Genomic DNA, 15,498 nt, shown 5'->3' on the forward strand with positions numbered 1-15,498 from the left:
AGGGTAGGCCGTAGCGGATCAAATCCGGGCCATGTTTTTCCCTGTTTCCCGCTGATCGGCCGGCAGTGCGTCAGGATTGCATCAATCGCGGCTGCTGGTGATCCGGGGCCTGCCCGTCCGCGTAATGAAAGGTGTTATGATCGAGACAACCCAACCCAAGACCGCGGCTGTTCACGCGTCGGCACATGTGAACCGCGCGGCATGAGCAGTTTTGACGGAAAAACCTATTGGATCATCGGCGCCAGCGAAGGTCTGGGCCGGGCGCTGGCCGAAGGCTTGAGCGGTCAGGGCGCGCACCTTGTGCTGTCCGCACGCAATGCCGAGCGGCTTGAGCAGATCTGCGCCGCGCTGCCTCATGCCCGCGCAGTCCCGCTGGACGTGACCGATCTGGCGCAGGTGCGCCGCGCCGTCGCCGATATCGGCCCGGTCGATGGTCTGGTCTACAACGCCGGGGCCTATGAGCCGATGCGCGCGCAGGACTGGAAGACCGAAGCCGCGCTGGCCATCAGCGACGTGAACTATTCAGGCGCGCTGCGGGTTCTGGGGGAAACCGTGCCGGCCATGGTGAAGGCGGGGCGTGGCGACATTACCCTGATCGGGTCGCTGGCGGGCTATCACGGACTGCCTGCGGCGATCGGGTACGGGTCCAGCAAGGCGGCGCTGATCTCGCTGGCCGAAACGATGCGGCATGACCTGGCCGGAACCGGGGTGACGGTGCGCATCGTCAATCCGGGGTTCATCAAGACCCGGCTGACCGACAAGAACAGCTTCAAGATGCCGATGCTGATGGAGCCCGAAGACGCCGCGCAGCGCGTGCTGCGCGCAATGGCGCGCCGGCGCTTCCGTACCGACTTTCCGGCGCCGTTTTCGTGGGTCATCCGGCTGATCGACTACCTTCCGGATCTTCTGGTCTATCGTGGAAAATAGACTCTAACCAAAGCGTCCCTGACAGAACCAGCCCGCCGACATGGTGCCGCCATGGCCGTAGAACAGCCATAGCCGCTCGCCCTGTTCGGTCACCACCACCCAGTAATCGCGCACGCCGCTGCGCCAGTTGGGGTCGTCCAGCCACCATTCCGGGGCGATCCGCTCCGGGCCGGTGGCCTGCGCCAGGTGCCAGTCGCGCCCGCGCCAGCGGAAATTGGCGGGCACATCCGGGCGGTCGGGGGCCATCACCGGGTCGGGCCGCCACATCAGCAGGGGGCGCGGGCGCGGCGGGGCGGGCCAGTCGCGCGCCGGTTCCGACCAGGCCGCCGCCAGCGTCTGTGCGGTTTTCTCGGGGATGTGCGAGGCCGCCGGGTGCTGCCGCGTGATCGCCTCGAGCCCCACCCGCGCGCCCAGCTTTCCGATCAGATCGTCCAGCGCCGTGTTCCCTTCCAGCCGGTTGCGCACGGCGCGGCTGGCCTCGGCATGGCCGGTCAGGGTGCGGGCATGCACCGGCTCGGTCTGCACCGCCGCAAGGCGCAGCATGTCGATGCCATAGCCCGCGTCGATCTGGTCGATTTTCATCTCTAACAAAGGGCGAATGCGGTGTTTGTCATGGCTCGGCCGGGCCAGCCCGATCTCGATGATCTCGGCCGCCTGATCGGTGCGGTGCGCCTCGAGCCGCAGGGTCCGCGCCCCGCGCGCCTTTTCTTCCAGCCGCGCGCACAGGGTCGGCAGCATCCGGTCGATGGCGGCCATCACGTCCTCGGCCAGACCGATCGGGTTGGGCAGGGTCATCCGCACCGCAAAGTGATGCGGGGGCCGCGCGGGCGAGACCGGCTCGGGCGCGCTGCCCATCGCCTGATCCAGCCGCAGCACCAGCCCGCGCCCGAACCGGCGGGCCAAACCGGCACGCGGCTGGCCCAGCAGATCGCCGATCCGCCGCAGGCCCAGCCGGTTCAGCTGCGCCACGGTCTGGTCGTCCAGCCGCAGCGCCGCGATGGGCAGGGGGGCAAGCGCGCCATAGGCCTGCCCCGGCGGCGCGATCCGGGCCCCGCCGCCCGCGGCCACCACCTGCGGCGCGGCACCGCCCTTGGTCCAGTGCCGCCGCTTGCCGGCGCGGGCGCGGGTGGCGCGGGCCTCTTGGGAAATGGCGTCGCCATTGCGGTCCGAGGTGGCCTCTTGCCCGGCATAACGCGCCAGCGCCCAGGCCGCGCCCAGCGTGTCGGCGATGCCCATCTGCACGCTCAGCCCCATGTCGGCGCAGTCGGTCTCGATCACGTCCAGCAGCGCCTCTTCCCCGCCGAACAGATGGGCGCAACCCGACAGATCGACGATCAGGCCATCGGGCGCCTCTTCGGCGACCCAGGGACTGAACTTGCCCGCCCAGCGGCGCAGCGCGGTCAGAAAAGCGGCCTCGGCTGGAGCGTTGCGGGGGCGAGTGACAAGGGCCGCGCACATGGCATGGGCATCGCGCACCGGCTGGCCCACGCGCAGACCGGCGGCCTGTGCATCAGTGTTCAGCGAGGTGATGACCTGCATGTTCGACTGTTCGGCCACCACCGCCAGCGGGCCAGAGTGCAGGCCCCGCGCGGCGCGGATCAGCCGTTCGGCCCCCAGACGGGGAAACCACAACGAGAGTATTCGGCGTTTGGGCATCGGGCAGACATCAAAATGTTCTCATTTTGTTCTTATCTGAGAATCATACCCCGAGTCGAGTCCGCCCTTATCCGCAGGTCAGCCGCTGAATGACCCCGGCTCCGTTCACATAGACGTTCAGCCGGTCGATGCGGTAATCCTGCGTGGCGATGTCATCAGGGCCCAGAACGCGGCTCCGTTCCGGCAGGCTGGCCTGAATGGTCGAGACCGGTTGCCCAACGGACTGGGCAAAGGGTTCGCCCTTGCAGAAGGCCAGATCCACCGGGGCGGCATCCAGCTCGGCAGAGCCCGGTTCGGGCAGGTCGGTTTCGGCGCAGGCGGCCAGGACGATCAGGATCGGGATGAACCGGTACATTGGCGCTCCTCTTTTCGGCAATGTCGTTTCTGAAATATCAAAAGCTTACAGAGACTGCCATGAAAGCGCAGTTGAAAACACCCTGTATTTGACGCAGGGTCGGGTCAAACAAGACAGGGAGACAAGCAACATGCGAACCCGTGCCGCCGTCGCCGTTCAGGCGGGCAAGCCCTTGGAAGTGATGGACGTGAACCTCGAAGGCCCCAAGGCGGGCGAGGTTCTGGTCGAGATCAAGGCCACCGGCATCTGCCATACCGACGAATTCACCCTGTCGGGCGCCGACCCCGAAGGCCTGTTTCCGGCCATTCTGGGCCACGAGGGCGCGGGCGTCGTGGTCGAGGTCGGCCCCGGCGTGACCAGCCTGAAGCCGGGCGATCACGTGATCCCGCTCTACACCCCCGAATGCCGCGAGTGCGAATACTGCCTGCACCCCAAGACCAACCTGTGCCAGGCCATCCGCGAGACGCAGGGCAAGGGTTTGATGCCCGACGGCACCTCGCGTTTCTCGACGCTGGATGGGGATCCGATCCTGCATTACATGGGATGCTCGACTTTCTCGAACCACACGGTTCTGCCCGAGATTGCACTGGCCAAGGTGCGCGAGGACGCGCCGTTCGACAAGATCTGCTATATCGGCTGTGGTGTTACCACCGGCATCGGCGCGGTGATCAACACCGCCAAAGTCGAGATCGGCAGCCGCGCCATCGTGTTCGGCCTGGGCGGCATCGGACTGAACGTGATTCAGGGCCTGCGTCTGGCCGGGGCCGATCAGATCGTCGGCGTTGACCTGAACCCCGCCAAGGTCGAAATGGCCAAAAAATTCGGCATGACCGATTTCGTGAACCCGTCCGAGGTCGAGGGCGATCTTGTCCCCTATCTGGTGAACCTGACAAAGGGCGGAGCGGATTACACCTTTGACGCCACCGGCAACGTGCAGGTGATGCGCGCGGCGCTGGAATCGGCGCACAAGGGCTGGGGCGAATCGATCATCATCGGCGTGGCGCCTGCGGGGGCCGAGATCTCGACCCGTCCGTTCCAGCTGGTCACCGGTCGGTCGTGGCGCGGCACCGCTTTTGGAGGCGCGCGTGGCCGGACGGACGTGCCCAAGATCGTCGACTGGTACATGGAAGGAAAGATCGAGATTGATCCGATGATCACCCACACCATGGGTCTGGACGACATCAACACCGGCTTCGACCTCATGCACAAGGGCGAAAGCATCCGGTCGGTGGTGGTTTACTGAGGCTTGGGTCACCTTGACAAAAATGGGACGGCGCAGTCGATCTGCGCCGTTTTTTTTGTGGCGGCCCAGCTCAAGACTGGTCGGTGTTGGACTTCGGTCTTGCTGATGCGCCCGTGTCTACGCGTGGCGAACGCACACGTAGAACTGGTTTGTTCGTGGACACGTCTGCCCGGCTTTCGCGCCAGACAACAAAGATGCCCGATGCGATGATGATCGCGGCCCCCACAGCCACCCATTTGTCGGGCTTTTCCCCAAAGAACACCGCGCCGAAAATCGTGGCCCAGATGATCTGGCTGTACTGGCTGGGCGCGACCACGCCGGCGGGCGCCGCGCGATAGGCCAGGATGATCAGGTGCTGGGCGATCACCGAGAACACGCCGACCAAGGCCATCATCGCCAGATGGATCAGCGAAGGCGGCTGATAGACCGCCGGTTGCGCAAGGCTCATGACCGCGATCGCCAGCAGCATCGGATATAGGATCAGCACGGCCGAGCGTTCCTCGTTTCCGATCTTGCGCACTAGCACGGATGCGAAGGCGCTGCAGAACGCGGCCGTCAGGGCGGCAAGGTGGCCCAGGGTGATCTCGGTCGCGCCGGGCCGCAGGACGATCAGCACCCCGATCAGACCCACGCCCACCGCGGCCCAGCGTTGGGCGCGCACGACCTCGCCCAGTATCGGGATCGACAGGACGGTGACGATCAGCGGAAAGGAAAACAGCAGCGAATAGACCTCGGCCAGGGGCAGGACCGAAAAGGCGTAGAAGGCACAGGACATCCCCGTGACCATCAGCCCCGAGCGCAGCATGACCAACCATGGATGGCGGGGCAGGAAGTTTCCGGTGGCCTTGTCCGCCAGAATCGTGACCGCCATCGGCACAAAGGAAAACAGCGTGGCGAAAAAGATGATCTGCAGCACGGAATAGGTGCCGCCCAGCGTCTTGATCAGTGCGTCATGGGTGGCAAAGACGGCAAACCCGAGAAAGGCAAAGCCAAGTCCCTGCAGGGTCGAGTTCTGTGTGCTCATCTGGCTGGTCTCGGGCGGTTGGATGCTGTGGCAGGTGTCTGAGGTCTGATTAGACCCAATCGGCAGAGTCGGATAGTCCAAACTTTACCGCTAACATCCCCGCGGGGCCGGCCGTTCAGCGCAGGATCGGCGGAGCCCCGGCCGGTTGGCGGGCGGCCGCGACACCGGCCTGCATCCCCGCGCCGATGCGGCGGGCCATCGCCACCCAAGGCGTGGCCGTTTCCGGGGGCAGGGTGCTGTGGGCGACCTCTTCGAACAGGTCCAGCCAATGGGCGAACATCTCGGGTTTCACGTCCGGGCGCTCGATATGCACGCGCTGCGGATTGCCGCTGTAGCCGCGCTCAAACAGGATGGCGTTGCGCCAGAAGGCGGCGATCCGGTCCTCATGCGCGGGCCAGTCGGTGACGTGGCGGTTGAAGATCGGGCCCAGCACGGCGTCCTGCCGGACGCGGGCGTAGAACGCGGTGACCTGCGCCCGGATCTGGTCGGGCGTGGCGGGAAAACGTGGGGGCAGCACGGGCCGGGACATGGTCGGGACTTTCGATTCAGGCTCTGTTCCGGGCAGATACCGCGTTTTCCGACCCGGATGCAGGGGCGGAATTGTCGCGCTGCCCCGGCGTCAGCAGGTGCCGCAACAGGGCCACCGGGTGTGCCCGCAGGCTCAGGCGGGTGGCGACGTAATCCTCGACCACCTGTTCACCCAGCGACATCTGCGGCAGATGGGCGGCGGGTTCGTCCAGCGCCTCGCCTTCCAGATCCTGCGCGAACAGGGGCAGGGGTTTGGCGGTGGCGATCGCCTTGGCCTGCCACAGCGCCTCGCGCCGGGTCAGGCCGCAGGCGGCAAAGGCATCGGCCTCGGCCAGACGCTCGATCACCGAGGGGCCAAGGCCCGCGCGGCGCCAGACGTCGTCAACCTGGTGGTAGCCGTTGCCGCGCGCGGCGGTCAGCCAACTGGCGTCCTCTTCGCTCAGGCCCTTGATCTGGCGAAAGCCCAGCCGCAGGGCCAGCCCGCCATGGCCGTCTGGCTCCATCACGTTGTCCCAGAAGCTGGCATTGATGCAGACCGGACGCACTTGCACGCCATGCTCGCGCGCATCGCGCACGATCTGGGCGGGGGCATAGAACCCCATTGGTTGCGAATTCAGCAGCGCGCAGGCAAAAATCCCCGGATGGTGGCACTTGATCCAGGCGCTGGCATAGACCAGCAGCGCAAAGCTGGCCGCATGGCTTTCGGGGAAGCCGTAGGAGCCGAACCCCTCGATCTGCGAGAAACAGCGCTCGGCAAATTCGGCGTCATAGCCGTTGCGCTGCATCCCGCGCAGGAACAGGGTGCGGAATTCGCTGACATTGCCGTGCTTCTTGAAGGTCGCCAGCGACCGCCGCAGCCGGTCGGCCTGTTCGGGGGTGAAGCCCGCGCCGACGATGGCGATCTGCATCGCCTGTTCCTGAAACAGCGGCACGCCCAGCGTCTTGCCCAGCACCTCGCCCAGCGCGTCCGAGGGGAAGCTGACCTCCTCCTCGCCGTTCCGACGCCGGATATAGGGATGCACCATGTCGCCCTGGATGGGGCCGGGGCGAATGATGGCGACCTCGATCACCAGATCATAGAAATTGCGCGGCCGCATCCGGGGCAGGAAGTTCATCTGAGCACGTGATTCCACCTGGAACACGCCCACCGAATCCGCGCGGCACAGCATGTCATAGACCGCCGGGTCCTCGGGCGGCAGGGTGGCGAGCGTGTAACTCGTCTGATGGTGCTGGGCGATCAGGTCGAAGGCCTTGCGGATGCAGGTCAGCATGCCAAGGCTCAGGACATCGACCTTGAGGATGCCCAGACTGTCGATGTCGTCCTTGTCCCAGCAGATGACCGTGCGGTCCTCCATCGTGGCGTTCTCGATGGGCACCAGCTCGTCCAGACGGCCCTCGGTGATGATGAACCCGCCCACATGCTGGGACAGGTGGCGGGGGAAGCCGTTGATCTGATGCACCAGTGTCAGAGTCTGTTTCAGGCGGCGGTCCTCGGGGTCGAGGCCGATTTCGCGCATCCGTTCCGCCTCGAGCCCCGCGGTCGAGAAGAACCCCCACAGCTGCGAGGACAGGGCGGAAATCGTGTCTTCGGTCAGGCCCATGGCGCGGCCCACCTCGCGGATGGCGCGCTTGCCGCGATAGTGGATCACCGTGGCGCACAGCCCCGCGCGGTGGCGGCCATAGCGTTCATAAATGTGCTGGATCACCTCTTCGCGGCGCTCATGTTCGAAATCGACGTCGATGTCGGGCGGCTCGTCCCGCGCCTCGGAGACGAAGCGTTCGAACACCATGGTGCCCATCTCGGGGCTGACCGAGGTGACGCCCAGGCAATAGCAGACCACCGAATTGGCGGCCGAGCCGCGCCCCTGACACAGGATCCCGCGGCCGCGGGCAAACTGCACGATGTCGCGGACGGTCAGGAAATAGGGTTCGTATTTCAGCTTGCCGATCAGGGTCAGCTCATGCGCCAGCATCGCCTTGACCTTTTCAGGGGCGCCGGCGGGATAGCGCCATTTTAACCCTTCATGCGCCAGCCGATGCAGGCGCTGGGTGGGGGTTTCGGTGCCGCTGACCTCGCTGGGGTATTCATAGCGCAGCTCGTCCAGCGAGAAGGTGAGTTCCTGGCTGAGCGCATACGCGCGGGCCACGGCGCCTTCGTGCCCCTTGAAGATGCGCAGCATCTCGGCCTCGGACCGCAGGCGCTGTTCGCCATTGGCCAGCGCGTGACGGCCCAGGTCGTCCACCTTGCGGCGCAGGCGGATCGCGGTCAGCACATCGGCCAGCCGGCGGCGCGAGCCGTGATGCATCATCGGCGCGGCGCTGGCGATGGTGGGCAGGCCCAGATGGCCTGATTCAGTCTCTAACAAATGAAAAAATGCTGCATCTGCACCGTCATAGCGAGGATGCATCAGCAGGTGCATGCGCCCGGCAAAGCGGCGCGTCAGCTGTTGCGCCTGTGTCCGCCATCCGCTCGCGCCGCCGGTCGGACGGCCCGCCTGTGGCCAGAGCAGCAGGTGGAGGCCGTCGGAAAACTCCAACAGGTCGGACAGGTGCAGGATGCAGTCGCCCTTGGCCGCGCGCAGCCGTCCGGTGGACAGGAGGCGGCACAGGCTGGCCCAGCCCTGCCGGTTGAGGGGCAGGGCGGTGACTGGCGGGGCATCGGCAAAGAGCAGCCGCGCCGCCGGGATCAGGCGCGGCACCGCATGCACCGGGAACGAGGGCGGTTTCGGGATGTGATCGGGGCAGGGCGGGCCGATGGGCGTGTTCTGCTCCTCCCACGCGCGGCGTTCACGGACCTTGCGGGCGATCTCGCGCGCCTGGGTGTGGGCGCGGACGATGCCCGCCACCGAGTTGTCATCGGCGATGGCGATGGCGGGCAGGCCCAGGGTGACGGCGCGCTCCATGTACTCCTCGGGGTGCGAGGCCCCGGTGAGGAAGGTGAAGTTCGACGTGATCGACAGCTCGGCATACATGGCGAGTCGTCATTATATTCTTGTTTTGTTCTTTTTCGAGTCCTTGTCTGCATTGTGCGGGAATTGGGTTGTCGATTCAGGTGCGGTGAAGTTCTGGTTCGAGCCCACAGCGGATAAAGGTGCTTCGTATTGACCTTATCCAGTAATCTGTATTTGATTCGATCTCGAATTGGAGCACGGCCTTTGAAAAAAAACTTTATCCTGATCGACTTCGAAAATGTTCAGCCGAAGAACCTTGAACTCCTCAGTGGGCATGACTGCAAGTTGATTGTATTCGTTGGCGCTAACCAAAAGAGTGTACCTTTTGACTTCGCAAAAGCACTTCAAAGCTTAGGAGAAAGTGCTGGTTATAAGAAGATAACGGGTAACGGCTCAAATGCCTTAGACTTCCATATCGCTTTTTATTTGGGAGAACTCGCGGCCAACAATGCCGATGCATACTTTCATATTATTTCTCGTGACAAGGGCTTCGACCCTTTGATTGCACATTTGCGACAAAGGAAGATCCTTGCTCTCCGTCATATTGACATATCCGAAATCCCATTCGTCAAAATCTCGAACGCAAGTTCGTTAGATCAAAAAATTGATGCGATTGTTGACAGTTTGCAGTCTAGAGGAACTTCGCGTCCAAGGAAGATCAAAACCCTAAAAGGAACGGTGAATGCCCTTTTTCGAAAGACCTTGGAACACGAAGAACTAGAAACGCTAGTTGGCGAGTTAATAAGACGTGGTCATGTTGTCTGCTCTGACCAGTCAGTCAGCTACGGCCCCCGTATAGTCCGACACTGACCTGCATCTCGGCTGGGAATTGCGTGTTCTGGATGACCGCTTGGCTCGCAATGCCGCCACTCAAGGACGGCACGGCGAATGGACTTATGATGTTCGGAAAAAACCTCATCTGCCCAAACCAAAGTGGCACGGGGCATGGTCACAGCTTGACCCGGTGCAGGCCCCGGCGCGGCTGGTCCTGATCGTCGGCCGGGGGATCCTCGGTGCGCGAGGAGGTGAGGGCCAGGAACACGTCCTCGAGATCGGCCTCTTCGGTGCGCACGTCGCGGATGCGGATGCCGGCCTGACGGACCGCCTCGAGCACCTGCTCGGCGCTGGTTTCCGGGCTGCGGTAGTGCAGCGCCAGGCTGCCGTCGTCGCGCAGGCTGGCCTGAACGCCGGGGGCGGTGGGCAAGGCGGTCACGGCGGCCTCGGGGGTGATGACCATGGTCCGGCCGTCCATGCGGCCCAGCAGGTTGGCGGTGCTGTCCTGCGCCACCTTCTCGCCGTGGTTGATGATGGCGATCTCGTCGCACATCTCCTGCGCTTCTTCCAGATAGTGGGTCGTCAGGATGATGGTCATGCCCTGCTGGTTCAGCTTGCGCACATTGGCCCACAGCATCTGGCGCAGTTCGATGTCCACGCCGGCGGTGGGTTCGTCCAGCACCAGGATTTTCGGGTGGTGCACCAGCGCCTTGGCCAGCAGCAGCCGCCGCCGCATCCCGCCCGACAGCGTGCGGGCATAGGCCTCGGCCTTGTCGCTGAGGCCCACCATTTCGAGGATCTCGTCGCTGCGGCGTTGCGATTTCGGCACGCCATAAAGCCCCGCCTGCACTTCGAGCGCGCCACGGGGGGTGAAGAACGGATCGAGGTTCAGCTCTTGAGGCATCACCCCGATGGCGGCGCGGGCCTGGCGCGGGTTGCGGTCCTGGTCATAGCCCCAGATCGTCACCTGGCCTGCGGTCTTAATCACCAGCCCCGCCAGAATGTTGATCAGGGTCGATTTGCCGGCCCCGTTCGGCCCCAGCAGGCCAAAGACCGATCCGCGCGGGATCTCCAGATCGATGCCCTTCAGCGCATGTTTCTCGGGCTGGCCCTTGCCGCCGCGATAGGTTTTGCGCAGGCCGCGAAGGCTGATCGCTGCATCGGTCATTGCTGGCTCTTGCCCCCGGTTTCTTGATCGCTCATAAACGCACCTAATGCATGCCCGCGAGGCCGACAACCAGTGAAGGATCGCACGCCGTGACAATCGAAGCTCCGGAAACCAAGATCGTCGAGACAAGCCGTGTCGCCTGTGATGGTGGCGAGGGCGCGCTGGGCCATCCGCGCGTCTGGTTGCAGATCCCCGAGGATCAGGGCTGGGTCGAGTGCCCCTATTGCGATTGCAAGTATGTTCTGAAGGACGCACAGCGACACTGATTGCCCGCCCAACCGCAGTCCGCCCAAATCTCGCCGCGATTTTCGCCTAGTGCGTTGGTGTGACCAACGTGGGTGCGAATGATGACCGATATGACTGCTGCTGATACCGGCAATCCGGTTTTTGGATGGGCCGGCTTTTGTCTTGCGGCACTGGCCCTGTTCGCAGCCCTGTTCGTGTTCTGGGCTGGGCCGTTTGCACCGCAGCAATCCTCCGGCGTGACGCTGGGAGAACTGGCCGCCGAGTTGGGAAAATCGACCCTGCGGGCCGCGGCGGGGATGGAGCAGCCCGCGCCGGTCGCGCCCACCCGCGATCTGGATGACTTTCTGCAGATCGGCGTCGCCATGCTGGGCGGGCTGGCGATCGTCGTCTCGGTCGTCGGCATCCTGCAGCACGAAAAACGCCGCCCGGCCATCGCCGGTGTGGTCATCGGAACGGGTGCGATCCTGTTCCAGTTTTTCGCGATGGCGTTTTTCGCGTTTCTCGGCGCGCTGGTCATCATGTCGCTGCTGAACAGTTTCTCGGATGTTTTCAGCGGCCTGTTTGGCGGCTAGGGCGCGTTCCTGACTGGTCACCCGGCTGCCCCTGTGGCAGAACCGTCCCTGACCGACAGGGAGAGCGCGCATGAGCAAATTCGGAAAAGGCTGCCATCTGCATCTGATCGACGGATCGGCCTTCATCTTTCGCGCCTATCACGCCCTTCCGCCGCTGACGCGGAAGTCGGACGGGCTGCCGATTGGCGCCGTTTCGGGCTTTTGCAACATGCTGCAGCGTTACGTGGATGGCGACCACGGCCCCGATGCGCCGACCCATCTGGCGGTGATCTTCGACAAGGGCTCGCACACCTTCCGCAATGACATGTACGACCTCTACAAGGCCAACCGCGAGGCGATGCCCGAGGACCTGCGCCCACAGATCCCGCTGACCCGGCAGGCGACCGAGGCCTTCAACATCGCCTGCAAAGAGCTGGAGGGGTACGAGGCCGACGACATCATCGCCACGCTGGCCTGCCAGGCGCGCCAGGCCGGGGGGCGGGTAACCATCGTCAGTTCCGACAAGGACCTGATGCAGCTGGTGGGCGACGGTGTCGAGATGCTGGATGCCATGAAGAACAAGCGCATCGACCGCGAGGGGGTGTTCGAGAAATTCGGCGTCTATCCTGAGCGTGTCGTCGATGTGCAGGCGCTGGCCGGTGACAGCGTCGACAACGTGCCGGGTGCGCCGGGGATCGGGATCAAGACGGCGGCGCTGCTGATCAACGAGTTCGGCGATCTGGAGACTCTTCTGGATCGCGCCGAGGAGATCAAGCAGCCCAAGCGCCGCGAAACCCTTATCGAGAAACGAGATCAGATCGAGTTGTCGAAAAGGCTGGTGCAGCTGGATTGCGAGACACCGCTGGATTTCACGCTGGATGATCTGGAGCTGCGCGACCCCGATCCGGACAAGCTGATGGAGTTTCTGGCCGAGATGGAGTTCCGCACTCTGACCAAGCGGATCGCGGACAAGCTGGGGGTCGAACCGCCGGTGATCGCGGATACTCCGGCGCCGGCGGCAGATGAGCCGCAGGCCGAGGACATTCCGTTCGATGCCAGCAAATACGCATGCGTGCGCGACGCGGCCGCGCTGCGGAAATGGATCGATCAGGCCTATGAGCGCGGTTGGCTGGCCGTGGACACCGAGACCACGGGCCTAAACGAAATGATCGCCGATCTGGTCGGCATCTCGCTGTGCATCGAGCCGGGCGAGGCCTGTTATATCCCGCTGACCCACCGCGACGGGGCCAGCGACGACCTGTTCGGCTCGGACGCGCTGGCCGAGGGGCAGATGCCGCTGGACGAAGCGCTGGCGATGCTGAAACCGGTGCTCGAGGATCCGTCGATCCTGAAGATCGGGCAGAACATGAAATACGACGCCAAGATCTTTGCGCGCTACGGCGTGGATGTGGCCCCGATCGACGACACTATGCTGATGTCCTATGCCATGCATGCGGGCGAGCATGGGCACGGCATGGACACCCTGTCCGAACGCTATCTGGGCCACACGCCGATCCCGATCAAACCGCTGCTGGGCTCGGGCAAATCGGCGATCACCTTCGACAAGGTGCCGATCGACGAGGCGACCGCCTATGCCGCCGAGGATGCCGACATTACCCTGCGCCTGTGGAAGCTGTTCAAGCCGCAGTTGCACCGGGCTCAGGTGACCACCGTCTATGAAACGCTTGAACGCCCCCTTGTGCCGGTTCTGGCCGAGATGGAGATGCATGGCATCAAGGTCGATCGCGATGTGCTGAGCCGCATGTCGAACGCCTTTGCCCAGAAAATGGCCGGGTTAGAGGCTGAAATCCACGAGCTGGCCGGAGAAACCTTCAACGTCGGCTCGCCCGCGCAGTTGGGCGAGATCCTGTTCGACAAGATGGGTCTTGAGGGCGGCAAGAAGGGCAAGACCGGAAAGTATTCGACCGGCGCCGACGTGCTGGAAGATCTGGCGACCGAGCATGAACTGCCGCGCCGGGTGCTGGACTGGCGGCAGCTGTCCAAGCTGAAATCGACCTATACCGACGCGCTGCAGACCCATATCAACCCCGATACGGGCCGGGTGCATACGTCTTATGCCATCACCGGGGCGAACACGGGGCGTCTGGCCTCGACCGACCCCAACCTGCAGAACATCCCAGTGCGCACAGAGGAGGGCCGCCGCATCCGCGAGGCCTTCATTGCCGAGCCGGGCAACGTGCTGGTGTCGCTCGACTATTCACAGATCGAGCTGCGTATTCTGGCCCATATCGCCGATATTCCGGCCCTGAAGCAGGCCTTTGCCGATGGGCTGGACATCCACGCCATGACCGCCTCGGAAATGTTCGACGTGCCGCTGGACGAGATGACGCCCGAGATCCGCCGCAAGGCCAAGGCGATCAATTTCGGCGTGATCTACGGCATTTCGGGTTTTGGTCTTGCGCGCAACCTGCGCATTCCGCGGGCCGAGGCGCAGGGCTTCATCGACCGCTATTTCGAGCGCTTCCCCGGCATCCGGCGCTATATGGACGACACCATCGCCTTTGCCAAAGAGCATGGCTATGTGCAGACCCTGTTCGGTCGCAAGATCCACACGACAGAGATCAACGCCAAGGGTCCGCATGCGGGGTTTGCCCGCCGCGCGGCGATCAACGCACCGATCCAGGGCACGGCGGCGGACGTGATCCGGCGGGCGATGGTGCGGATGCCCGAGGCGATCGACGGGCTGCCGGCCAAGATGCTGCTGCAGGTGCATGACGAACTGCTGTTCGAAGTGGCCGAGGACGCGGTGGAAAAGACCATCGAGATTGCGCGCGACGTGATGGAGAACGCGCCCGATCCGGCGGTGAAGCTGGACGTGAAACTGACGGTGGATGCGGGCAAAGGCGCCAACTGGGCCGAGGCGCATTAGGCAAGCGCCGTGCCGCTCATCAGGCCCGGCGGGCCATCTTCGCGGCAGGTCAGGCCTCGGGCCTGACTAACAGCGCGACCAGCCGACGGGTCAACGGTGCCATGACCAGAACCACAGCAAACGCCACCGGCCAGCTGATGCTCCACGCGCCCATCCAGCTGACAAAGGTCTCGGGGCCCAGCCCGATCTCTTTGACCGTTGCGATGCAGGTCACGATGCAGGACATCAGCCCCGACAGGATCAATCCGAACAGGACGGGGGCAAATCGGGCGGGGATCATGCGGCTGTTCCTCTGCTGAGTTGCTGTTTCGTATGCGATATCCAAGATGTGATTTCCAGTGCGCAGGTGCACAGGCCTATCGCATCCAGTGCAGAGAGGCGTCGGTGCGCCGCGTCGAGGGCGTGTATTCGGCGCTGACCCAGCCGTCATAGCCGCTGTCGTCGATCGCTGCGAACAGGGCGGGGAAATCGGTCTCGTCCCGGCCGGGTTCCGACCGGTCGGGGGCCGACCCGATCTGAACATGTACGATCCGGCCGCGGAATCTGTCCCAGACGGCCTGTGCATCGCCATGGATCATCCGGGCATGAAAGCTGTCGAATTGCAGGCCCACATTCGGACGGTCGATCCGGTCCAGGCACGCGGCGGCCAGATCATAGTCATTCAGGAAGTATCCGGGCTGCGAGACGGGGTTCAGCGGTTCGATCGTGAACTGCTGATGCGGTGCAAAATCCGCGGCCCATTGCAGGTTGCGTACGAAACAGTCCTGCGCGTCCGCCCCCGAGGCATAGCCCGCCATCACGTGGATCAAACCGGGCTTCAGCGCCTCGGCATAGCGCAGGACGCGGCGGATGTCGGACTGGAACCGCCCTTCGCCCCTCGGAACAGCCGCATAGCCCGGCTGGCCGCCGGTATAGTTGGGCGGCGGCGCGTTGATCAGCACCAAGTCCAGATCGTTGGTCATCAATGCGCGGCGGGTTTCCTTGGCCGCCAGGTCATAGGGAAACAGGATCTCGACTGCCTTGAACCCGGCATCCGCGGCCGCCTTGAACCGGTCGAGATAGGGCAGCTCGGCAAAGAGCAGCGAGATATTGGCGGCAAATCGGGGCATTGTCCTCTCGGTCCGATGGCGTGCTGACCTTAGTCGCGGGCGGCGCGCAGAGAAAGGGTTTGAAAACGACAATATG

At 64.1% G+C, this 15,498-nt stretch carries 14 protein-coding genes; 6 read left to right on the plus strand and 8 right to left on the minus strand.

The window, feature by feature from the left end:
* The first annotated feature begins 201 nt into the window (after positions 1 to 201).
* Positions 202 to 927, plus strand: coding sequence for an SDR family NAD(P)-dependent oxidoreductase (locus ACR0IR_RS11835; RefSeq protein ID WP_170364049.1), 726 nt, complete (start codon positions 202 to 204; stop codon positions 925 to 927).
* A gap of 3 nt (positions 928 to 930) precedes the next feature.
* Here the strand turns inward: ACR0IR_RS11835 and ACR0IR_RS11840 are convergent, their stop codons facing one another.
* Positions 931 to 2,583 carry a Y-family DNA polymerase gene (locus tag ACR0IR_RS11840; RefSeq protein ID WP_170364050.1) on the minus strand — a complete coding sequence of 551 codons (1,653 nt, stop codon included), beginning with the start codon at positions 2,581 to 2,583 and terminating at the stop codon, positions 931 to 933.
* 67 nt (positions 2,584 to 2,650) lie between these two features.
* The gene (locus ACR0IR_RS11845; RefSeq protein WP_170360393.1) at positions 2,651 to 2,938 is read right to left on the minus strand and encodes an I78 family peptidase inhibitor; all 288 of its coding nucleotides are present in this window, start codon (positions 2,936 to 2,938) and stop codon (positions 2,651 to 2,653) included.
* 130 nt (positions 2,939 to 3,068) lie between these two features.
* Here ACR0IR_RS11845 and ACR0IR_RS11850 point away from each other — a divergent pair, with 130 nt between their 5' ends.
* Entirely contained in the window at positions 3,069 to 4,181 is a 1,113-nt protein-coding gene (locus ACR0IR_RS11850) for an S-(hydroxymethyl)glutathione dehydrogenase/class III alcohol dehydrogenase (RefSeq protein ID WP_170364051.1), read from the plus strand.
* 70 nt (positions 4,182 to 4,251) lie between these two features.
* Here the strand turns inward: ACR0IR_RS11850 and ACR0IR_RS11855 are convergent, their stop codons facing one another.
* The 3 genes from ACR0IR_RS11855 to ACR0IR_RS11865 form a co-directional block, all read right to left on the minus strand.
* Positions 4,252 to 5,205 carry a DMT family transporter gene (locus tag ACR0IR_RS11855; RefSeq protein ID WP_170364052.1) on the minus strand — a complete coding sequence of 318 codons (954 nt, stop codon included), beginning with the start codon at positions 5,203 to 5,205 and terminating at the stop codon, positions 4,252 to 4,254.
* A 115-nt stretch (positions 5,206 to 5,320) separates the two neighbouring features.
* Positions 5,321 to 5,734, minus strand: coding sequence for a group III truncated hemoglobin (locus ACR0IR_RS11860; RefSeq protein ID WP_170364053.1), 414 nt, complete (start codon positions 5,732 to 5,734; stop codon positions 5,321 to 5,323).
* Positions 5,735 to 5,750: 16 nt separating this feature from the next.
* The gene (locus ACR0IR_RS11865) at positions 5,751 to 8,705 is read right to left on the minus strand and encodes an error-prone DNA polymerase (RefSeq protein ID WP_170364054.1); all 2,955 of its coding nucleotides are present in this window, start codon (positions 8,703 to 8,705) and stop codon (positions 5,751 to 5,753) included.
* A gap of 183 nt (positions 8,706 to 8,888) precedes the next feature.
* Between ACR0IR_RS11865 and ACR0IR_RS11870 the strand changes: the two genes are divergently transcribed.
* Positions 8,889 to 9,494, plus strand: a complete 606-nt coding sequence (locus ACR0IR_RS11870; RefSeq protein ID WP_170364055.1) for a PIN domain-containing protein — start codon at positions 8,889 to 8,891, stop codon at positions 9,492 to 9,494.
* A gap of 139 nt (positions 9,495 to 9,633) precedes the next feature.
* On the opposite strand, the gene ACR0IR_RS11875 is transcribed toward ACR0IR_RS11870, so the two are convergent.
* Entirely contained in the window at positions 9,634 to 10,626 is a 993-nt protein-coding gene (locus tag ACR0IR_RS11875) for an ABC transporter ATP-binding protein (protein ID WP_170364056.1), read from the minus strand.
* A gap of 89 nt (positions 10,627 to 10,715) precedes the next feature.
* Between ACR0IR_RS11875 and ACR0IR_RS11880 the strand changes: the two genes are divergently transcribed.
* The 3 genes from ACR0IR_RS11880 (at position 10,716) to polA (ending at position 14,313) form a co-directional block, all read left to right on the plus strand.
* A complete protein-coding gene (locus tag ACR0IR_RS11880) occupies positions 10,716 to 10,892 on the plus strand; it encodes a zinc-finger domain-containing protein (protein ID WP_170364057.1) in 177 nt (58 codons plus the stop codon).
* Positions 10,893 to 10,973: 81 nt separating this feature from the next.
* On the plus strand, positions 10,974 to 11,444 hold the full coding sequence (locus ACR0IR_RS11885) for a hypothetical protein (RefSeq protein ID WP_170364058.1): 471 nt from the start codon (positions 10,974 to 10,976) through the stop codon (positions 11,442 to 11,444).
* A 70-nt stretch (positions 11,445 to 11,514) separates the two neighbouring features.
* On the plus strand, positions 11,515 to 14,313 hold the full coding sequence (polA, locus tag ACR0IR_RS11890) for a DNA polymerase I (protein WP_170364059.1): 2,799 nt from the start codon (positions 11,515 to 11,517) through the stop codon (positions 14,311 to 14,313).
* Between the two features lie 49 nt (positions 14,314 to 14,362).
* Here the strand turns inward: polA and ACR0IR_RS11895 are convergent, their stop codons facing one another.
* A complete protein-coding gene (locus ACR0IR_RS11895) occupies positions 14,363 to 14,593 on the minus strand; it encodes a DUF2798 domain-containing protein (RefSeq protein WP_170341832.1) in 231 nt (76 codons plus the stop codon).
* A 76-nt stretch (positions 14,594 to 14,669) separates the two neighbouring features.
* Positions 14,670 to 15,422 (minus strand): hydroxypyruvate isomerase family protein, encoded by a 753-nt coding sequence (locus ACR0IR_RS11900; RefSeq protein WP_170364060.1) that lies wholly within the window; start codon positions 15,420 to 15,422, stop codon positions 14,670 to 14,672.
* Positions 15,423 to 15,498: the final 76 nt, after the last annotated feature.

This window comes from Ruegeria sp. CF2, assembly GCF_056537385.1.